The 20316-nt window shown below is 72.5% G+C and carries 17 protein-coding genes and 1 pseudogene; 9 read left to right on the top strand and 9 right to left on the bottom strand.

Annotation, left to right across the window (positions count from 1 at the left end; translation table 11 throughout):
* Positions 1-4: 4 nt before the first annotated feature.
* A complete protein-coding gene (locus RIU97_RS26175) occupies positions 5-3835 on the bottom strand; it encodes an ABC transporter ATP-binding protein (RefSeq protein ID WP_404960040.1) in 3831 nt (1276 codons plus the stop codon).
* A gap of 223 nt (positions 3836-4058) precedes the next feature.
* Between RIU97_RS26175 and RIU97_RS26170 the strand changes: the two genes are divergently transcribed.
* Positions 4059-5066: a hypothetical protein gene (locus tag RIU97_RS26170; RefSeq protein WP_404960039.1), complete on the top strand. Its 1008-nt coding sequence runs from the start codon at positions 4059-4061 to the stop codon at positions 5064-5066.
* On the opposite strand, the gene RIU97_RS26165 is transcribed toward RIU97_RS26170, so the two are convergent.
* The 4 genes from RIU97_RS26165 to speB form a co-directional block, all read right to left on the bottom strand.
* Positions 5056-5694 (bottom strand): hypothetical protein, encoded by a 639-nt coding sequence (locus RIU97_RS26165; protein ID WP_404960038.1) that lies wholly within the window; start codon positions 5692-5694, stop codon positions 5056-5058. The genes RIU97_RS26170 and RIU97_RS26165 overlap by 11 nt on opposite strands.
* A 135-nt stretch (positions 5695-5829) precedes the next feature.
* Positions 5830-6177, bottom strand: coding sequence for a UTRA domain-containing protein (locus RIU97_RS26160; protein ID WP_404960037.1), 348 nt, complete (start codon positions 6175-6177; stop codon positions 5830-5832).
* 206 nt (positions 6178-6383) lie between these two features.
* A complete protein-coding gene (locus tag RIU97_RS26155; protein ID WP_404960036.1) occupies positions 6384-8066 on the bottom strand; it encodes a thiamine pyrophosphate-binding protein in 1683 nt (560 codons plus the stop codon).
* Positions 8067-8112: 46 nt separating this feature from the next.
* Complete coding sequence (speB, locus tag RIU97_RS26150) at positions 8113-9078, bottom strand: agmatinase (protein ID WP_215020202.1); 966 nt, start codon at positions 9076-9078, stop codon at positions 8113-8115.
* Positions 9079-9194: 116 nt separating this feature from the next.
* Here speB and RIU97_RS26145 point away from each other — a divergent pair, with 116 nt between their 5' ends.
* The 4 genes from RIU97_RS26145 to tesB all read left to right on the top strand — a co-directional run bounded on the left by RIU97_RS26145 (position 9195) and on the right by tesB (position 14125).
* Positions 9195-10697, top strand: coding sequence for a PucR family transcriptional regulator (locus RIU97_RS26145; protein ID WP_404960035.1), 1503 nt, complete (start codon positions 9195-9197; stop codon positions 10695-10697).
* A gap of 107 nt (positions 10698-10804) precedes the next feature.
* On the top strand, positions 10805-11875 hold the full coding sequence (locus RIU97_RS26140) for an FUSC family protein (protein ID WP_404960034.1): 1071 nt from the start codon (positions 10805-10807) through the stop codon (positions 11873-11875).
* A 187-nt stretch (positions 11876-12062) separates the two neighbouring features.
* Entirely contained in the window at positions 12063-13220 is a 1158-nt protein-coding gene (locus tag RIU97_RS26135; RefSeq protein ID WP_404960033.1) for an acyl-CoA dehydrogenase family protein, read from the top strand.
* 26 nt (positions 13221-13246) lie between these two features.
* Positions 13247-14125, top strand: coding sequence for an acyl-CoA thioesterase II (tesB, locus tag RIU97_RS26130; protein WP_404960032.1), 879 nt, complete (start codon positions 13247-13249; stop codon positions 14123-14125).
* A gap of 6 nt (positions 14126-14131) precedes the next feature.
* On the opposite strand, the gene RIU97_RS26125 is transcribed toward tesB, so the two are convergent.
* Positions 14132-14965, bottom strand: coding sequence for a DUF4253 domain-containing protein (locus RIU97_RS26125; RefSeq protein ID WP_404960031.1), 834 nt, complete (start codon positions 14963-14965; stop codon positions 14132-14134).
* Positions 14966-15208: 243 nt separating this feature from the next.
* A pseudogene (locus RIU97_RS26120) lies at positions 15209-15301 on the bottom strand (hypothetical protein); the annotation flags it as partial.
* 74 nt (positions 15302-15375) lie between these two features.
* On the opposite strand from RIU97_RS26120, the gene RIU97_RS26115 reads away from it, so the two are divergent.
* The 3 genes from RIU97_RS26115 to RIU97_RS26105 are packed head-to-tail and all read left to right on the top strand — an operon-like array spanning position 15376 to position 17078.
* Positions 15376-16056 (top strand): RHS repeat-associated core domain-containing protein, encoded by a 681-nt coding sequence (locus RIU97_RS26115; protein WP_404962942.1) that lies wholly within the window; start codon positions 15376-15378, stop codon positions 16054-16056.
* Positions 16057-16083: 27 nt separating this feature from the next.
* Positions 16084-16587, top strand: a complete 504-nt coding sequence (locus RIU97_RS26110; RefSeq protein WP_404960030.1) for a hypothetical protein — start codon at positions 16084-16086, stop codon at positions 16585-16587.
* Positions 16587-17078 carry a hypothetical protein gene (locus RIU97_RS26105; RefSeq protein WP_404960029.1) on the top strand — a complete coding sequence of 164 codons (492 nt, stop codon included), beginning with the start codon at positions 16587-16589 and terminating at the stop codon, positions 17076-17078. The genes RIU97_RS26110 and RIU97_RS26105 overlap by 1 nt, the downstream gene beginning before the upstream one ends.
* Before the next feature lie 59 nt (positions 17079-17137).
* On the opposite strand, the gene RIU97_RS26100 is transcribed toward RIU97_RS26105, so the two are convergent.
* Positions 17138-17944, bottom strand: coding sequence for a phosphatase (locus RIU97_RS26100; protein ID WP_404960028.1), 807 nt, complete (start codon positions 17942-17944; stop codon positions 17138-17140).
* A 56-nt stretch (positions 17945-18000) separates the two neighbouring features.
* Positions 18001-18579: a TetR/AcrR family transcriptional regulator gene (locus RIU97_RS26095; RefSeq protein ID WP_319722960.1), complete on the bottom strand. Its 579-nt coding sequence runs from the start codon at positions 18577-18579 to the stop codon at positions 18001-18003.
* A gap of 112 nt (positions 18580-18691) precedes the next feature.
* Between RIU97_RS26095 and RIU97_RS26090 the strand changes: the two genes are divergently transcribed.
* Positions 18692-20308 (top strand): carboxyl transferase domain-containing protein, encoded by a 1617-nt coding sequence (locus RIU97_RS26090; protein WP_404960026.1) that lies wholly within the window; start codon positions 18692-18694, stop codon positions 20306-20308.
* Positions 20309-20316: the final 8 nt, after the last annotated feature.

Raw genomic sequence — 20316 nt, 5'->3', positions numbered from 1 at the left:
CCGCTCAGGCCGCGGCGCGCTCGTCCTCCCCGACGAAGGTGCGCCACAGCTTGGCGTACCGGCCGCCGCGCGCCAGGAGTTCGGTGTGGGTGCCGTCCTCCACCACCTGGCCGCGGTCCATGACCACGACCCGGTCGGCGCGCGCGGCGGTGGTCAGCCGGTGCGCCACCACCAGGGTGGTGCGCTTGCCGGCGAGCCGGTCCGTCGCCTGGTTGACCTGGGCCTCGGTGGCCAGGTCGAGGGCGGCCGTGGCCTCGTCGAGCAGCAGCACGTCCGGGTCGACGAGTTCGGCCCGGGCCAGCGCTATCAACTGGCGCTGGCCGGCGGAGAGGTTGCGGCCGCGCTCGGCGACGGTGTGCAGGTAGCCGCCGTCGAGGGTGGCCACCATGTCGTGGGCGCCGACCGCGCGGGCGGCGGCCTCCACCTCGGCGTCGCTCGCCTCGGGCCGCCCGTACGCGATGGCGTCGCGGACGGTCCCCGGGAAGAGGTAGGACTCCTGGGGGACGACGCCCAGGCGGTGCCGGTACGCCGTCAGGTCGAGCTCCCGCAGGTCGGCGCCGTCGGCGGTGATCCGGCCGGAGGTCGGATCGTAGAACCGGGCCACCATCTTGACCAGCGTGGACTTGCCGGCTCCGGTCTCGCCGACGAAGGCGACGGTCTGCCCGGCCGGTATCCGCAGGCTGATGCCGGCCAGCGCCTCGCCCTTCTCGCCGCGCTCCTCCGCCGTCCCGTACTGGAAGCGGACGTCCTCGAAGGCGATCTCCCCGCGCAGCGCCGGCACCTGCCGGGGCTCTTCGGGGAGCGGGGTGGTGGTGGGCTCGCGCAGCAGCCCCTGGATGCGCCCCAGGGAGACGGTGGCCTGCTGGTAGCCGTCGAAGACCTGGGAGAGCTGCTGGACGGGCGCGAAGAAGAGATCGATGTAGAGCAGGTACGCGACGAGCGCGCCGGTGGTGAGCGTCCCGGCCTCCACCCGGTTCGCGCCGACGATCAGCACGGCGGCCGCGGCGCCCGAGGACAGCAGCTGGACGAAGGGGAAGTAGACGGATATCAGCCACTGGCCGCGGACGCGCGCCTCGCGGTACGAGTCGCTGCGCTCGGCGAAGCGGGTGGCGCCGGAGCCCTCGCGGCGGAAGGCCTGGACGATGCGCAGGCCCGAGACGGACTCCTGGAGGTCGGCGTTGACCAGGCTGACCCGGTCGCGGGCGAGCTCGTAGGCGGCGACGGACTTGCGGCGGAACACGATGGTGCCGACGACGAGGACGGGGAGGGTCGCGAAGACGATCAGCGCGAGCTCGACGTCGAGGACGAGCAGGGCGACCAGGATGCCGAAGAAGGTGAAGACGGAGACGACGGCGGTGACGAGCCCGGTCTGCAGGAACGAGCTGAGCGAGTCCACGTCGGTGGTCATCCGGGTCATGATCTTGCCGGTCAGCTCGCGCTCGTAGTAGTCGAGGCCGAGGCGCTGGAGCTGGGCGAAGATCTTGACGCGGAGGGAGTACAGGACGCGCTCGCCGGTCCGGCCCGTCATGCGGGTCTCGGCGAACTGCGCGGCCCACTGCGCCACGACGAGGGCGAGGGCGAGCCCGGCGGCCACCCAGACGGCGCCGAGCACGGCCTGCTCCACGCCCTGGTCGATGCCGTGCCGGATCAGGATGGGCAGCAGCAGTCCGGCGCCGGCGTCCACGGCGACGAGGCCGAGGCTGATGGCGAGGGGCGCCCAGAAGCCCCCGAGCAGGCGGCGCAGGCCGTAGCTCTCCTCGGCGGCCACGGCGCGGGTCTCGTCCACCTCGGGTTCGTCGGTGGCGGGCGGCAGCGCGGCCACCTGCGCCAGGAGTTCGGGCGTCGCCGGCATGCCGGCGACGGCCCCGGCCATCGAGTGACCGGCTCCGGGGGCGGCGCTCGCGGCCGCGGGGGCCTGGCCGGTCTGCTCGTCCCGGCGCCGCCAGAGCTCGGGGGTGATCCCGGCCGCGACCCGGCGCTTGGCGTTGACCGGCTCGGAGTCGATCTCGGCTTCGAGCTCGATGTCCCGTTCGAGCTTGCGGTCGAGCTCGCGCTCGAACTCGGTCATCAGGGGCGCGTCCGGGGTCCGCGGCGAGCCGGCGCCGAGCGCGTCGGGGTCGGTGAGCAGCCGGCGGTAGAGCGCCGACCGGCTCTCCAGCTCCTCGTGCGTCCCGATGTCGGCGAGCCGCCCGCGGTCGAGTACGGCGATCCGGTCGGCCAGCGCGAGCGTGGAGCGGCGGTGGGCGATCAGCAGGGTGGTCCGGCCGGCCATGACGGAGCGCAGGGCCTCGTGGATCTCGTGCTCGACGCGGGCGTCGACGGCGGAGGTGGCGTCGTCGAGGAGGAGCAGCCGCGGGTCGGTGAGGATGGCCCGGGCGAGGGCGATGCGCTGGCGCTGGCCGCCGGAGAGGGTGAGCCCCTGCTCGCCGACCGTGGTGTCGTACCCGGCGGGCAGCGCCCGGATGAAGCCCTCGGCCTGGGCGGCGCGGGCGGCGGCCTCGATCTGCTCGTCGGTGGCGCCGGGGTGCCCGTAGGCGATGTTGGAGCGGATGGTGTCGGAGAAGAGGAAGGAGTCCTCCGGGACGAGCCCGATCGCGGCGCGCAGGGAGCCGTAGGTCAGCTCGCGGACGTCGTGGCCGCCGACGCGGACCGTGCCGCCGTCGGTGTCGTAGAAGCGCGGCAGCAGCAGCGAGACGGTGGACTTGCCGCTGCCCGAGGCCCCGACGACGGCGACGGTCTCGCCCTCCGCGACGGCGAGCGAGAAGCCGTCGAGGACGGGCCGCTCGGTGTCGTAGCCGAAGCGGACGTCGTCGAACTCGACGGTGGCGGGCGCGTCGGCGGGCAGCTCGTGGGTGCCCTCCTGGATGGAGGGCTCGGTGTCGATGAGCTCGAAGACCCGCTCGACGCCGGCGCGGGCCTGCTGGCCGACGGTGAGGACCATGGCGAGCATCCGGACCGGGCCGACGAGCTGGGCCAGGTAGGTGGAGAAGGCGACGAAGGTGCCGAGGGTGACCTGCCCCTTGGTGGCCATCCAGCCGCCGAGGGCCAGCATGGCGACCTGGGCGAGGGCGGGTACGGCCTGGAGCGCTGGGGTGTAGCGGGAGTTGAGCCGGATGGTGCGCATCCGGCCGGCGAACAGCCTGCGGCTCGCCGCGCGCAGCTTGCCGGTCTCCTGCTCCTCCTGGCCGAAGCCCTTGACGACGCGGACGCCGGTCACGGCCCCGTCGACGACGGTGGCGACGGCGGCGGCCTGGCCCTGGGCCCACCAGGTGGCGGGGAAGAGCTTCTTGCGGCTGCGCTTGGCGATGAACCAGAGGGCGGGGGCCATCAGCAGCGCCACGACGGTCAGCAGCGGGGACAGCCACAGCATGACCCCGAGGGATATCCCGAAGAGCAGGAAGTTCCCGATGGTCATGGGCAGCATGAAGAGCAGGCCCTGGATCAGCTGGAGGTCGGTGGTGGCCCGCCCGACGACCTGCCCGGTGGACAGCTCGTCCTGGCGGCGCCCGTCGAGGCGGGCGATGGTGTCGTACATGTCGGTGCGCAGGTCGTGCTGCACGTCGAGGGCGAGCCGCCCGCCGTAGTACCGGCGTACGTAGGTGAGCACGTAGACGAGCAGGGCGGCCGCTATGAGCAGCCCGGCCCAGGGCCCCATGGACTTGGTCTGGTCCCCGATGACGTCGTCGATGATCACCCTGGTGACCAGCGGTACGAGCGCCATGACGGCCATGCCGGCCAGCGAGGAGCCGAGTGCGAGCAGCACGTTCAGCCTGTACCGCCAGGTGTAGGCCGCCAGCCGCTTGCCCCAGCCCTGTTTCTCCCCAGCCGCCGTCACGTGGTGCCTCCCCGTTAGTCATGTCCTGCCGGAAGCGGCAACGCCCCGACCGGCGGATTTCATCCCGCCGCAACAATTCGAACGTGTACGCCGGGCGGCTCCGGCGCACGCGGGGAGCGCCCGGACGGGGGCCGGGCGGGTTCGATCGCCGGTTCCGCCCGGGGGTCAGCCGTGCGGCGCCGCCCCGGGTGCGGGTCCGGGGACCGGCGGACAGACTGGGCGCATGTCGGAGCCGCAGGAGCAGCCGCCGCCGGTACCGCAGGCGGCCGGACCGCAGGGGGCGGGTACGCAGACGGCCGGTACACAAGCGGGCGGTACGCAGGCGCCCGGCACGCGGGCGGCGAGCCCGTCGAAGGCGTTCCTGGAGAAGGTGGCGTACATCGCGGCCCCGGGGACCATCGTCCTCGGCCTCCTCTACTACTTCGGCAGCACCTACACCGAGGCGTACTACGCCACCTTCGGCGTGCCGGCGGCCGACCTCCAGCTCTCCGTCCAGGCCTACCTGGTCAGGAGCCCGGGCGCGATCTTCTTCCCGCTCTGGTTCCTGCTGTTCTGCGGGCTGGCCGTGCTGCTGGCACTGGGGTGGGCGGGACGGCTGCTGGCCGGGCCGCGGCAGAAGGTCCGGCGCGCGAAGGTGACCCGCTGGCTGCTCGCGGCCGGACTGTTCCTGGTGCTGGCGGGCTTCCCGGTCTTCTTCTGGGAGGACCGGCTGCCGCGGCTCCCCCGGGGCTGGCCGCGCGAGTTCGTGCCCTGCCTGGCAGTGGCCCTGGGTGCCACGCTGGCGTTCTTCGCCGTCCAGTTGCGCCTGAGCGCCGGGGACCCCGACGGCCAGGAGGGGCAGCACGGGGAGAGCCGTACGGCCGACCGGCTGTGGCTGGCTGCCGGCGCCCTGCTCCTCGGGGTGCTCACGATGAGCCTGTTCTTCGGCATGGCACGGTACGTGGCCATGGCCGGCCACAGCGAGGCCGTGAGCGACGCCGCGGAAGGCTACGTCTCCAGCCCGAGGCTGGTCGTCTACTCCCGGGTGCCCGTGACCCACCACGCGCCGGGCATCGTCTTCGACGACCTGGGCAGCGGCAAGGGCCCCTACCGCTACCAGTACCGCGGCTTCCGCGTCCTCGCGAAGACGCCGGCCCGCTTCTACCTCGTCTCCTACCTGCCGGGGCAGCGGGAGCGCACGCTGGTGGTCCTGCCCGACGACGACTCCGTCAGGATCGAGATCAGTCCGTGAGGGACGGCTCGGAAGTGTAGGCCTCGGGGGTCGGCGACGGAGACGACGACGGCGAGGGCGAGAGGGAGGGGGAGGGCGAGAGGGAGAGGGACGGCGACGGTGTCTCCGTGCCCGTGGTGTCCTCGTCGCTGGGGGTGGCCTCGCCCATGGCCTCACCGGAGATGGCAGCGGTCAGCACGTTGCCGTCGGACGTCGTCGCGGTCAGCTCGCCGGTGTAGGGTCCGGCCTCGGTCGCGATGTGCTGCACCCGGATCCGGCAGCTGCCGCCCGGCGGCAGTTCGACGCCCGTGCAGGCGTCCTCGACGATCGAAACCTCGCCGGTGTCGGTGGTGGCGGCGATGTTCTGGACGGTGACGGGGTCGCCGCCCGGGTTGACCACCGCGACGTCCCCGCCGGCCGGCTCGCCGACCTTCGCGGTCGGCACGCTGACCTGCGAGGTGGAGACGTCGGCCCCCTGCCCCAGGAACACCGAGGACGAGGCGGCCGGGGTGCTCTCCTGGATTGCTGTCGTCGGGATCGGGAGCGGCGTTTCGGCCCCGTCGGCCGACCCTGTGCTCTGGCACCCCGCGCTCGCGGCCAGCACCCCGGACACCACTGCCACGGCAAGACCGCGGACGACTGCGCTCATCACGGCACCACCACCTCCGCTCCCATTCCGGCCCGCCGCCCAACGTCCCACACCCGCGGCCCACCCGGCTCGATGACACAGCGTCATCACCTGAAGGAACGCGTCCGCAGGGACCGGCAGATGGCCGGGGCGCGGCTACGAGGCTTCGAAGTCGTACTCGAGGACGTAAGCCGAGGCGTCGAGGACCATCTCGTTGACCTCGACCACCTGCCCGTCGTCGGCGAAGGCGGTACGGACGACAAGGACGACGGGGGTCCCGGCGGCGAGGCCGAGGCCCGCCACCTCCTCCGCGTTCGGCATCCGGGAGCGGAGCTCTTCACGGAAGCGGGCGGGCTTGCACCCCAGCTCGGCCAGGCGGGCGTAGATGCCGCCGGGCCCGGTGTCGGGCTCCGCGACGGGAGTACCGGCCACGAGTGCGGCATCGAGGTACGAGGTGGCGACCATGACGGGCTTCCCGTCGAGCAGGAACCTGCGCCGGCGCACACAGGCGCGCGCCGCGCCCCGGTGTGCGCATGCAGTTCGCCGAGTGGAACGTCGGCGCGGACCCCCGCCGAAACAGCAGAGCTGCTGCTCTCCGAGCTGGTCACCAACGCCGTACGGCACGCCCGCGCCCCGCAGGGGCGGGACCCCCGGCAGAACGGGATCGGCAAGGCTGTCTGGGCCGAGGTCGGAGACGGGCCGACGCCCCGCTAGACGTGCGTCGGGGCGAACATCTTGAGGCGGGCCGGGAGGACGACGACCGAGGGGCCCGGGGTGGCGAGGGCCTTCTTGAGGTCGGCGGTCAGGGATTCCGGGGTGGTCGTGGTCGCCGGGACGTCGAAGGACGCCGCCAGGGCGGCGAAGTCGGGGCGGGTGAGTTCCGTGGCGGTGGCGCTGCCGAAGGACTGGGTCATGTACTCGCGCAGGATGCCGTAGCCGCCGTCGTCCACGATCAGCCAGGTGACGTCGAGGTCGTGCTGGCGGGCCGTGGCCAGGTCCGCGATCGAGTACATCGCGCCGCCGTCGCCGGAGACCGCCAGGACGGGCGTGCCCGGTTCCGCGACGCAGGCGCCCAGGGCGGCCGGGAAGGCGTAGCCGAGGCCGCCCGCGCCCTGGGCCGAGTGCATGGTGTTGGGGTGCTTCGCGTCGAAGGCGGACCAGGCCCAGTAGGACAGGATCGTCATGTCCCAGAAGGACGGGGAGCGCGGAGGGAGCGCGGAGCGGATCGAGGTCAGGAGCGAGCGCTCCAGGGCGACGTCCTGGGTGGCGAGGCGGGCCTCGATGTCGTCGAGGACCAGGCGGACGCGCTCGGGGGCGGCGGGGTCCTCGCGCTCGGCGACCGTCTCCAGCAGGGCCTGGAGGGCCAGGCGGGCGTCCGCGTGGATGCCGAGGGCCGGGTGGTTGGATTCCAGTTTGCCGAGGTCCGCGTCGATCTGGACGATCCGGCCCGTGGGGAAGAACGTGTGGTAGTTCGAGGAGAGTTCCCCGAGGCCCGAGCCGACGACCAGCAGGACGTCCGCGTCCTCCAGGAAGTCCGTCATGTGGCGGTCCTCCAGCCAGGACTGGAGGGAGAGCGGGTGGGTCCACGGGAAGGCGCCCTTGCCGCCGAAGGTGGTGACCACCGGGGCGTCGAGGCGTTCCGCCAGCTGCTTGAGCTTGCCGGCGGCGTCGGAGCGGATGACCCCGCCGCCCGCGATGATCACCGGGCGCTCGGCCGAGGAGAGCCAGTGCGCGGCCACGGCGGTGAGTTCCGGGCGGGGGGCGAGCTCGTGCGGGGTCGCGTCCATGCCCGTGACCTGGGGAATGAACGTCTCTGCGCGCAGGACGTCCTCCGGGATCTCCACCCAGACCGGGCCGTGCGGAGCCGTCAGCGCCGACTCCCAGGCCTCCGCGACGACGGAGGGGATCTGGGACGGGGTGCGGGCGGTGTGGACCGACTTCACCACGTCCCGGAAGGACGCCGACTGGTCGCGCAGCTCGTGCAGGTGACCGCGCCGGCCTCCGCCCAGGCCCGCGACGGGGACCTGCGAGGAGATGGCGAGCACCGGGGCGGAGGCCGCGGCCGCCTCCGCGAGCGCGGGCAGGGCCATGAGGGCGCCCGGGCCGGTGGAGAGGAGGAGGGGGACCGCCTCGCCCGTGATGCGGCCGTAGGCATCGGCGGCGAAGCCCGCGTTGTTCTCCGTACGGAGTCCGACGAGGCGCAGGTCGGAGCGCCCCACCGCGTCGAAGAGGCCGAGGGCGTGCTGCCCGGGCAGCCCGAAGACGGTGGTGGCGCCGAGCGAACGCAGCGTTTCCACGACCAGGTCCCCGCCCGTCCGCCCCGGCGGCGGGGCCAGGGCGGCGGCCGTCTGGGCCTCGGTGGGACGGAGTACCAGGTCGTGGTCGTGCGTCACGTGCGCTTACTCGCCCTTCGTGTTCGCCTTCGCCGCCGCGCTGTGCTTATCGGCCCTGCCTGGCGGCAGCGATCTGACGGCTCATGATCGTGGTCAGCTCGTACGCGGTGTGCGAGGCCGCGACCGAGGTGATCTCCGCGTGATCGTACGCCGGGGCCACCTCGACGACGTCCGCCGAAACCAGGTTGCAGGAGGACAGGCCGCGGATGATCTCCAGCAGCTCGCGGGAGGTCATGCCGCCCGCCTCGGGGGTGCCGGTGCCGGGCGCGTGCGCCGGGTCCAGCACGTCGATGTCGATCGAGATGTAGAGCGGGCGGTCGCCGATGCGCTGGCGCAGCTGGTCGGCGACCTCGTCGGCGCCGCGGCGGTAGACGTCCGCCGAGGTGACGATGCCGAAGCCCATCTTGGCGTCGTCGTCGAGGTCCTGCTTGCCGTACAGCGGGCCGCGCGTGCCGACGTGCGAGAGCGCCTCGGTGTCGAGGATGCCCTCCTCCACCGCCCGGCGGAACGGCGTGCCGTGCGTGTACTCGGCGCCGAAGTACGTGTCCCAGGTGTCCAGGTGCGCGTCGAAGTGCAGCAGGGCCACCGGGCCGTGCTTCTTCGCGACCGAGCGGAGCAGCGGGAGGGCGATGGTGTGGTCGCCGCCGAGGGTCATCAGGCGGGAGCCGGAGGAGAGCAGCTCGTCGGCCGCGGCCTCGACCGTCTCCACGGCCTCGTTGATGTTGAAGGGGTTCACGGCGATGTCGCCGGCGTCCGCGACCTGCGCGAGGGCGAAGGGGGAGGCGTCCTGCGCCGGGTTGTACGGGCGCAGCAGGCGCGAGGCCTCGCGGATGGCGTTGCCGCCGAAGCGGGCGCCGGGGCGGTAGGAGACGCCGGAGTCGAAGGGCACGCCGACGACGGCGACGTCGGCGGAGCCGACCTCGTCGAGGCGGGGCAGCCGGGCGAAGGTCGCCGGGCCCGCGTAGCGCGGGATGCGGGAGGAGTCGACGGGGCCGCGCGGCTGCGTGCTCATGGGGGGTGCCCTTCTGGAGGTCCTACAAGTGCGGTCCTTCGAGCGTAAGGCGGCGCCCACCGGGCGCGAAGTGTACGTACCATCCATACGACGCCCCTGATCTGTACGGAGTATCCATGGAGGCCCCGCCCACCACGCCGCCCCCGCCCACTACGCCGGTCCCCCTCGGCGCGCTGCTGCCCGACCGGGAGCTGGGCCTGCGCAGGCTCGCGGGCCCGGCCGAGGCCGATGTGCACGGGGTGCACGCCTCCGAGATGGCGGACCCGTCCCCGTACCTGCTGGGCGGCGAGCTGCTGCTGACGGCCGGGGCCGGGCTCGGCGCGGATCCCGACGGCTACGTCGCCCGCCTGGCCGAGGCCGGGGTGGCGGCGCTCGGCTTCGGCGTGGCGCCCGTGCACGAGCGGGTGCCGGCCGGCCTGGCCGAGGCGTGCGAACGCCACGGGCTCCCGCTCCTCGAAGTCCCGCCCGGCACCCCCTTCAGCGCGGTGGCCCGTACGGTCTGGCGGCTGATGGCGGGGGCCCGTACGCGGGAGCTGCGCCGGGTCACCGAGGCCCAGCAGTCCCTCGCGGCGGCGGCCGCCCGGCCCGATCCCGTCCCGGCGGTGCTGTCGCGGCTCGCGGCGAGCCTGGGCGGCCACGTCACGCTCCGCCCGGACGACCGCTCCGCGGGGAGCCCGCCGCCCGCGGAGGCCGCGGCTGCCCTCCGGGCGCTGCTGGCCCGCGTCGGCCGGGCGTGCGGGCCCGCCACCGCGACCGACCGGGCGGGCGGGTGGCACCTCACGGCCCACGCCCTGGGCGGCCCGGCACCCGCGGCGGGCCCGGCACCCGACGGCCTCCCGGGCCCCGGCACCCCGCCCGGGCCGGAAGCCCCGCCGCGGCCCTCGGCCGAGGCGGGACCGGAACCCGTACGGGCGCTCGGCACCGCCACGCCGGCCCGCGCCCCCGGCGACCACACCATCGCCTCGGTCGCGGCGGTGCTGCTGACCCTGCTCACCGCGCACCGCCCGGCCGGACCGGAGGCGGCGGCCCTGACCCGGCTGCTCCTCGACGGCGATCCCGCCGCGGCCCTCTCCCCCGGGCCCTGGCACGTGGTGCACGCCCGCGGGGCGGGCGACCCGCAGGCCCTGGCGGCCGCGCTGGGCACCGCACTGGTGGACCCGCGCGGGGATCGCGTACGCCTGCTCACCGAGCGGGATCCGGGCGCGCGGCCCGGGTGGCGCCTCGGGGTGAGCGCCCCGGCCGCACCCGACGCGCTGCCCGCCGCCGACGCGCAGGCCCGGCGGGCCCTGGAACGCGCCGAAGCGGCCCGCACCCCCCTGGCCCGGCACGCCGCCCCCGGCTTCTCGGGCCTGGTCGGCGAGGCGGAGGCCCGCGCGCACGCCGCGGCCCTGCTCGCGCCCCTCTCCCCCGTCCTGCGGGAGACGCTGCGCGGCTGGCTGGCGCACCACGGCGGGTGGGACCGCACCGCCGCCGCCCTGGGCGTGCACCGCAACACGGTCCGCCAGCGCCTGGCCCGCTGCGCGGAGCTGCTGGGGCGGGACCTGGACGACCCGGATACCCGGATGGAGCTGTGGTTCGCCCTGCGCTGGGAGGAGCCGCCGCGGGGGCCGGGCGGCTGAACGGCTCCCCGGCACCCGCCCCTTCGCCCCGGCCGGGCGGCTGACCGCGGGGGCGCGCGGCTCCTGCGGGCCCGCCGGGGACGGCGGGCGCCCCTACGATGTGCCGCATGCTCGCCAGCACGTCCGTTGCGGCGCTGAGCCGCCCCTTCGGTGAGCACCTGGCGCCGGCCGCCCGGCTGCTGGTGTGCGCGACCGTCCCCTGGTTCGTGTGCGTGTGGCTCGGCACGAGCACGGCCCCCGTGCCCGCGGCCCTGCCCGCCGTCCTCATCCTGCGCGACGACGTGTTCGCGGCGCCCCGGCTGGCCCTGGAGCGGCTGGTGGGGGTGGTGGTGGGCGTGGTGCTGAGCGTGCTGGTCCTGCACTGGCTGCCGACGGGCTCGCTGTCGTTCCTGGTCCTCGTCGTGTGCGCCTGCGCCGGGATGTACCTGCTGAGCCACAACGGCTCCCCCAACCAGCAGGTGCTGGTCACCGCCCTCGTGATCTACGCGACGCCGGTGCCGGGGTATCCGCTGGCCCGGCTGGAGGAGAGCGCGGTCGGCATCGCCGTCGTGGCGCTCCTCGGTCCGCTGCTGTGGCCCCCCGACCCGTACCGGGAGGCCGCGAGCGGCCTGGAGGAGTACCGCACCGGTCTCGGCGTCCTGCTGGAGCGGGTCGCGGCGCGGGCCGCCGCCGGGCGGCCCGCGGGCCCCGCCCCGGCTGACCCCTTCGCCCGGTGGCGCCGCCCGTACGAGCTGTCCGCCGCGCTGGACCGCAGGACGGAGCGCCTGCTGCTCCTGCCGCCGAGGCGGGCCCCGGCCGGGGCGGCGGACACGCTCCGCCCCCGGCTGCGGCTGGCCGCGCGGACGGCGCCCGCCCTGCTGTTCCTCTTGCGGGAGCTGGAGATCCGGTCCTCCTCCGCCGACGGGGAACGACGGGAAGCCGGCGAGGAGCCGCCGGAAGCCGCCCGGGGCGGGGCCGACGAGGCGCTGCGCGCCATGGCGCCGCTGATCGGGGCGACCGCCTCGGCCCTCGACGCGGCCCTGCGCGGCGAGGACTGCGCGCAGCGGCTCCGGCTCGCCCGCGGGCTCGAACTGCGGCACCGGGCCGCCCACCCCGGCCGCCGCGACGCGGTGCTGCGGGCCGGACTCCACCTCACCCACGAGGCGCTGGCCGAGCACCTCGACCCGGGCGCGGGCTGAACGCCTCGACCCGGGCGCGGGCTGAACGCCCCGACCCGGCCGCGGGCCGAGCGCACCCGCCCGGCGCCGCCGGCCCCGCATGAGGTCGGTCACCCACTATGGACAGGAGAGACAACCCGCCGGTAACTTAATCTGAGCAAGCGCTTAGATTCAGGCGGCGGACTGCCGCGACCGAAGGGAGCCGGCCGTGCGCCGTACGGTGTTCAACGAGGACCACGAGGCGTTCCGCGAGACCATCCGCGCCTTCATCGAGGCCGAGGTCGTCCCCGTCTACGACGAGTGGTTCGCCGCCGGACAGGCGCCGCGCGACTTCTACTACAAGCTCGGCGAGCTGGGCATCTTCGGCATCAACGTCCCCGAGGAGTTCGGCGGCGCGGGCCTGGACACCCACAAGTTCGAGGCCGTCCTGTACGAGGAGACCTCGCGCGCGGGCGTCAACTTCGGCGGCTCCGGCGTGCACGTGCTGCTCGCCCTGCCCTACATCAAGATGCTCGCCGACGACGAGCAGAAGAAGCGTTTCCTCCCGAAGTTCGTCTCCGGTGAGGAGATGTGGGCGCTGGCGATGACCGAGCCGGGCACCGGCTCCGACGTCGCGGGCATGAAGACCACCGCCAAGCTCTCCGAGGACGGCACCCACTACGTCCTCAACGGCGCCAAGACCTTCATCACCGGTGGCGTGCACGCCGACCGCGTGATCGTCTGCGCCCGCACCTCCGCCCCGAGCGCCGAGGACCGCCGCTTCGGCATCTCCCTCTTCGCCGTGGACACCAAGTCCGAGGGCTACTCCATCGGCCGCAAGCTGGACAAGCTGGGCCTGCGCACCTCCGACACCGCCGAGCTGGCGTTCGTCGACGTGAAGGTCCCGGTCGAGGACCTGCTCGGCGAGGAGAACAAGGGCTTCTACTACCTCGGCGCGAACCTGCCCTCCGAGCGCTGGGGCATCGCCTTCGGCGCGTACGCGCAGGCCAAGGCCGCCATCCGGTTCGCCCAGGAGTACGTGACGGAGCGCACCGTCTTCGGCAAGCCGGTCGCGCACTTCCAGAACACCAAGTTCGAACTGGCCGCCTGCCAGGCCGAGGTGGACGCCGCCGAGGCCGTCGCCGACCGCGCCCTGGAGGCCCTCGACGCCGGTGAGCTGACCGCCGCCGAGGCCGCGTCCGCGAAGCTGTTCTGCACCGAGGTCGCGCACCGCGTCATCGACAAGTGCCTCCAGCTGCACGGCGGCTACGGCTACATGAACGAGTACCCGATCGCCCGCCTGTACGCCGACAACCGCGTGAACCGCATCTACGGCGGCACCAGCGAGGTCATGAAGTCCATCATCGCCAAGTCCATGGGCCTGTAAGGAATCCGGGCACTTACCCTTCCCCCATGAACGAGGCACTGACGACGCTCCTCGATCTGCTCGACCTCGAGCAGATCGAGGAGGACATCTTCCGCGGCACCAGCCGGCCTTCGCTGGTCCCGCGCGTCTTCGGCGGTCAGGTCGCGGCCCAGGCTCTGGTCGCGGCCGGGCGGACCGTCCCCGCGGACCGCACCGCCCACTCGCTGCACTCGTACTTCCTGCGCACCGGCGACACGGGCGCGCCCATCGTGTACTCGGTGGACCGGATCCGTGACGGACGCTCCTTCACCACGCGCCGCGTCGTCGCCGTCCAGCACGGCCAGCCGATCTTCCACCTCTCCGCGTCGTTCCAGACGTACGAGGACGGCCTCGACCACCAGGTCGCGATGCCGTCGGCCCCGGACCCGGAGTCCCTGCCCACCGCGGCCGAATCGCTGCCCGCGTACCGGGAGATCTTCCGCGACCCGGGCACGGTGGAGCGGCTGATCGAGACCCGCGAGGCGGTGGACCTCCGGTACGCCACGACCCCGCCGTGGGGCAGCGTCGGCGAACCGGTGGAGCCGCGCTCACAGGTCTGGTTCCGTACGGCAGGCAAGCTGGACAGTGCCGATCCCCTGCTGCACACCTGCCTGGCCACCTACGTCTCCGACATGACCCTGCTGGACTCGGTGCTGCTCGCGCACGGCCGGGGCGGCTGGGCGGTGGGTGACGTGGTCGGCGCGTCGCTGGACCACGCGATGTGGTTCCACCGGCCGTTCCGCGCGGACGAATGGCTGCTGTACGACCAGGAGTCCCCCTCGGCGGCCGCCGGCCGGGGCCTGGGCCAGGCCCGCATCTGGACGCAGGACGGCCGACTGGCCGTGACGGTCATCCAGGAGGGTGTCGTCCGCGTCCCGCGCCCCTGACGGGTCTCAGTCCCACCAGAAACCCCAGAGGCTGCTGCCGGTGACCGCCTCGTCGGCGTAGGCACGGATCGTGCCGCAGCCCTGCCATATGTTGTCGGGCGCGAAGGCGAAGTGCTCCGCGGCCACCGGCAGCGCCCCGGCGACCGTACGCGGCGGGGCCGCGACCGAAACGTACAGCTCGTCGAAACCGAGGGCGACGACGCGGGCGCCGAACCGGTCCTCCCAGGACCGCAGGACCGCGCTGATGCGGGCGGTGTCGTTCTCGTGGTTGGTCGGCCCGCACCAGCCCATCGCCGTGGGTACGTCGGCTCCGCGGGCCGCGGGGACCAGCGCGAGCCGCGGGCTCGGCAGGGAACCGCCCCCGATCAGCTCGTCCGCCAGCTCACAGGCCGCGACCTCCGGATCCGGCCCGTTCTTCCCCGCGACCCCCGGCTCCGCGAGCCCCGGCCAGTCCCGGCCGAAGGGGGCGATGAGCTCCTCGCCCTCCTCCCCCTCCTCGGGGTCGGGGACCACGCCGTGCCAGAACTCGCGCAGCACCGGCTCGACGTGGTGGTCGTCCGGGTCGGACATCCGCTGCGGCCGCAGCTCCCGGTCCCTCCACCACTCCTCCAGGCCGCGCCGCCCTTGGAACAGCACCGCCTGCAGCCCTGCGGCCGCCAGAGCCGGGCTCCGGCACGCGGCGAGCGCACCGACACCCACGGGCCCGTCGGAGACCCACAGCAGCGGCCCGCCCCTCGCGGGCAGCACCGCACCGGGCGGCAACTCCAGCCCCAGGGAAAGCCCTTGAGGATCACCGGCCAACACGGACAACGAGGGGTGCGTCTTCGGCGTCTTCGGCATGCAAACGACCGTAGCCACCACCACTGACAAGCGGAGGGGGGTGAGGTCCCGCGGGACCTCACCCCCCTCACTGATGGGTCGGGATCAGAGAACGATGTCGTATCCGGTCCAGCCGACACCGATCAGGGTGCTGCCGGTGCCGGTGAAGTCGTGGAGCTCCCCGGTACGGGTCACACCGACCTGTTCCGGCTTGCCGTCATTGTTGAGGTCGCCGGCGAACGGGCTCCATTCGCCGTTCCACCAGCCCTCGCCGACGATGCTGGGGCTGCCGAGGCTGATGGAACCATTGCTGGTGTTCGGGTAGAGGTAGAGCTTGCCGTTGTTCCGGTGCGCCAGGATGTCGATCTTGTTGTCGTTGTTGAGGTCGGCGAACCAGCTCCTACGTCTACGACACCAGCGGCAACCGCCTCCTGCACAAGGAGAAGGACGCCACCACGCTCTACCTTCCGGCCGGCAACGAGCTCAAGCTCGACAAGGCCGGAACGGTCACCGGCACCCGCTACTACGGCGAGGTCGCGATCCGGACGGGTGGCAAGCTCGCCTTCACGCTGGCCGATCACCACAAGACCGGAACCACCCAGATCACCGCCGACGCGACGCGGACCGTCACCCGGCGCAAGACCGGTCTCTTCGGTGAGAACCGCGGCACCCAGCCCACCGGCTGGAGGGGCGACAAGGGCTTCGTCGGGGGGACCAAGGACACCGACACGGGCCTCACCCACCTCGGAGCCCGCGAGTACGATCCGTCGACCGGCCGATTCATATCCGTCGACCCGGTCATGGACGTCAAGGACTCGCAGCAGCTCCACGGCTACACCTACTCCAACAACAACCCGATGACCAACTCCGACCCTAGCGGCCTCAAGTACTTCGAAGGCGACGAAGACGGCGGCTTCCAGTCCTCGCCCCAGAACGTCGTCGAAGCGGCGACGAGGTACAGCGCCGGATACGGCACGAAGCGGACCTATCGAAAGCTCTCCTCGTGGGGAAATTCTTCCCCACGAAACCCATCAAAGAATCAACCTTTCGCATCCAAGAAACACACATGGCCCCTCTCAAAGATGGTACTTGACGCGAAAGTGACCAAGTAGGAGACATTGGGCGGCGGAGCCTGCGTCGTGGGCCTGATGCTCACCTGCGATTTGTGGGACCACTATCTGACCGGCGGCGGCATGGACAAAAATGTGGATGTGGACGAACTCCTGGCGACAGACGAAGGCTTCCGCATCGGAGATGAGAACGACCACGACAAGGCAGTGGGGGTTGAGGAAATCCTCCAGGAATGGGCGGCGGAGGCTAGCGCAGGTTGCGGCACCGCGGAGAGCTGCTCATTTGAGGGCGACAGCGAGTGGAGAGGAACCCATTTCACAGACCCTGACGGCGCGTTCGGAATCGGCAACGCTGAGATGCGAATCACCGCGCAAATGGACGTAGTGAGGTCGGGGTCCGAGCAACAGGTGAAGGCGCGCTACACCGTCGAACTCTACAAGGACTGGAATTTCGACAAAAACAAGTCGGCTTTGGGGATCAGCTTGGAGCCGTTCGCCGAAATGCACGAGTACGGCGTCGCACGCGAATATGCAATGGTGGGCAAGAGCAGCACCAAGGAGGACACGTACTGATGGGAACACGGTTCCAGCAGTCCGTTGCGCTCGCTTTCGCACTGGTCGGATTCATCTTTCTGACCGGATGCTCCGTCTGGAGCGGAGGGGAAGCGCGCTGCACCGCCACCACCATTTCACCGTCACTTCGTGAAGTTTATTCACTTCCCGAACTCCCGAAGGGCGCCGACGAAATTCGGATCTGCGAGGCGTCGGACAAGGACGGAAGCTGGGCCCAGCTGACGTTCAAGAGTCAGCCGGACGAAACCGTGGCCTACCTGAAGAGCCTCGACATGGACCCCGCGAAATTCGCCCCGGTGCCCCCCAAAAAAATGAATGAGCTGACGGATCGCGATGGAGACGGATGGGAGTTGACCAAGGGGCTGGACTATAAACGAGGCGGGAGGTCGATCAACTACAACGGTCACTGCCTCGTGCACTACAAGGCGTATGTCCAGAACACAGCAGAGTGGGACGGCCGCGTGTACCTGGGTATCTACTGCGCAAACTGACGCCTAGAGAACGGGCCCCGGCCGGGAATCCCGGTCGGGGCTTTTCTCTGTCCACCGCGCTACGCGCCCTGCAGGTCCGCCGCGTTCAGCAAGTACGCCACCATCGGGTCGTAGAAGCGCGGGTCGCGGACGTGGTCGTCCAGGGGGATCGCCACCTGGAGGGTGCCTTCGGCCTCGCCGAGGAAGAGGGCCGGGTCGTTGCAGTCGGCGTAGCCGACCGCGTCCAGGCCGCGCTGGGCCGCGCAGCCCGCCCAGCCATGGTCGGCGACGACCAGGTCCGGCTGCGGGCGGTTCTCGGCCATCAGGCCGTCCAGGATCGCGGCCATCGGCTCTGGCGAGTGGGTGTGCCACAGGGTCGCGCCCCGCTCCAGCACGGCGACGTCCGCGAACTGCCACACCGAACCCTCGTCGGCCAGCAGGCCCGAGGGGATGACGACGATCTCGCAGCCCGCGGCGCGCAGGGCCGCCGCCGTGGCCCGGTGGACGTCCAGCAGCCCGCCCGGATGCCCGGTGGCGAACAGCACGCTCTGCCGGTCCAGCGCCGCCTTGCGCAGCCGCGCCGCCAGCCGGTCCAGGCCCGCCACGGTCAGCTCCGGGTCGATGGTGTCCTGGCCGTACCGGAACGCCGGGTCGTCCACGACCCCGCACCGCTCCGCCATCACCGCGAGCACGTCCTGCTCGTCCGTCCACCGGTCGCCCAGCTCCAGGCCGAGCCAGTAGTGCCGGTCGCCGTTGGCGAGCTTGCGGTAGTGGCTCAGGTTGTTCTCGCGCGGGGTCGCGACCTGTCCCGCGATCCGCGTGCGGACCAGATGGTCGATGAGTTCGGCACGGCTCGGCGTCTCTATCGGCTTCGGCATGCGGGCCATTCTGCCGCCGCGCGGGCGGAGTCGGCGCGTCCATTCCGGTCGGCGGACGCCCCGGCTCATGCCGACAGCGCCCCGAACGCCCCGTGCGCGAGGCGGCGCAGCAGCGACTCCGTGGCCTCCCGCCCCAGGGCCGCGAGGTGGGGGGTGGAGTTCAGCAGGCCGAAGACCGCGTGCACGGAGACGCGCACCTCCGCCTCGACGACCTCCGGGTGCAGTTCCCGTACGACCTCCACCCACAGCTCCACGTACTGGCGCTGCAGCTGCCGTACGAGCTTGCGGTCGGCGTCCCGGAGCCGGTCGAGCTCCCGGTCGTGCAGGGTGATCAGCGCCCGGTCGTCGAGCGCGAAGTCGATGTGCCCGTCGATGAGGGAGGACAGGACCCGCTCCGGGGCGCCCGCCGCCTCCGCCACCCGGTGGCGGCCGCCGGTCAGCAGCCGTTCGCTGATGCCGACGAGCAGCTCCGCGAGCATGGCGTCCTTGCCCGCGAAGTGCCGGTAGAGGCCGGGGCCGCTGATGCCCACCGCGGCGCCTATCTCGTCGACGCCGACGCCGTGGAATCCGCGCGCGGCGAAGAGACGGGCAGCCTCACTGAGGATCTGCTCGCGACGGGTGGGGGCGGCCGCTCTGGTGCTCATGGGAAACCATTCTAGACAGGGCCGTTAGCGCTCGTTAACCTAGGCCGTACAGACGTTAACGCTTATTAACAGCGTGTACCGAGCAAGTGGAACGAGCAAGGGAGCTCGACCGATGCAGCAGGCACCAGTGCTGACGAGCGCCGCGGACCCGGCGTCCGAGGCCTGGCGGACCAACGAGGCCGCCCACCGCGAGCTGACCGAGGGCCTCCGCGCCCGGCTCGACGCGGCCCGGCTCGGCGGCGGCGAGAAGGCCCGCGCCCGCCACACCGCCCGGGGAAAGCTCCTTCCGCGCGACCGCGTGGACACCCTCCTCGACCCCGGATCGCCCTTCCTGGAGCTGGCCCCGCTGGCCGCCGAGGACATGTACGGGGGCGCGGCCCCCGCCGCCGGGGTCATCGCGGGCATCGGCCGGGTCAGCGGCCGCGAGTGCGTGATCGTCGCGAACGACGCCACCGTCAAGGGCGGCACGTACTACCCGATGACCGTCAAGAAGCACCTGCGCGCCCAGGAGGTGGCCCTGGAGAACCGTCTCCCCTGCCTCTACCTGGTCGACTCGGGCGGCGCCTTCCTCCCCATGCAGGACGAGGTCTTCCCCGACCGGGAGCACTTCGGCCGCATCTTCTACAACCAGGCGCGCATGTCGGGGGCCGGGATCCCGCAGATCGCCGCCGTCCTCGGCTCCTGCACCGCGGGCGGGGCGTACGTACCGGCCATGAGCGACGAGGCCGTCATCGTCCGCAACCAGGGCACGATCTTCCTCGGCGGCCCGCCGCTGGTGAAGGCCGCCACCGGCGAGGTGGTCACGGCCGAGGAGCTCGGCGGCGGCGAGGTCCACTCCCGGATCTCCGGCGTGACCGACCACCTCGCGGAGGACGACGCGCACGCGCTGCGGATCGTACGGAACATCGTGGCGACCCTCCCCGAGCGCGGGGCCCTGCCCTGGTCGGTCGAGGCACCGGAAGAGCCGAAGGTGGACCCGCACGGGCTGTACGGCGCGGTCCCCGTCGACTCGCGCACCCCGTACGACGCCCGCGAGATCATCGCGCGGATCGTGGACGGGTCGCGCTTCCAGGAGTTCAAGTCCGAGTTCGGCCAGACGCTGGTCACCGGCTTCGCCCGGATCCACGGACACCCGGTCGGGATCATCGCCAACAACGGCATCCTGTTCGCCGAATCCGCCCAGAAGGGCGCCCACTTCATCGAGCTGTGCGACCAGCGCGGGATCCCGCTCCTCTTCCTCCAGAACATCTCGGGCTTCATGGTCGGCCGGGACTACGAGGCGGGCGGCATCGCCAAGCACGGCGCCAAGATGGTGACGGCGGTGGCCTGCGCCCGGGTCCCGAAGCTGACGGTGGTGGTCGGCGGCTCGTACGGCGCCGGCAACTACTCGATGTGCGGCCGGGCGTACTCGCCCCGCTTCCTGTGGATGTGGCCCAACGCCAAGATCTCCGTGATGGGCGGCGAGCAGGCGGCCTCGGTCCTCGCCACCGTCAAGCGCGACCAGATCGAGGGCGCGGGCCAGGAGTGGCCGGCCGAGGACGAGGAGGCCTTCAAGGCCCCGGTCCGCGCGCAGTACGAGGAGCAGGGCAACGCCTACTACGCCACGGCGCGGCTGTGGGACGACGGGGTCATCGACCCGATGGAGACCCGGCAGGTGCTGGGACTGGCCCTGACCGCGTGCGCGAACGCCCCGCTGGGCGACTCGGGCTTCGGCATCTTCCGTATGTGACGTGAGGA

Source organism: Streptomyces sp. 147326 (assembly GCF_045000215.1).
In the GTDB taxonomy this organism is placed as follows: domain Bacteria; phylum Actinomycetota; class Actinomycetes; order Streptomycetales; family Streptomycetaceae; genus Streptomyces.
Note: the sequence above shows the minus strand (reverse complement) of the source record. Positions and strands in the feature narration are given on the sequence as shown.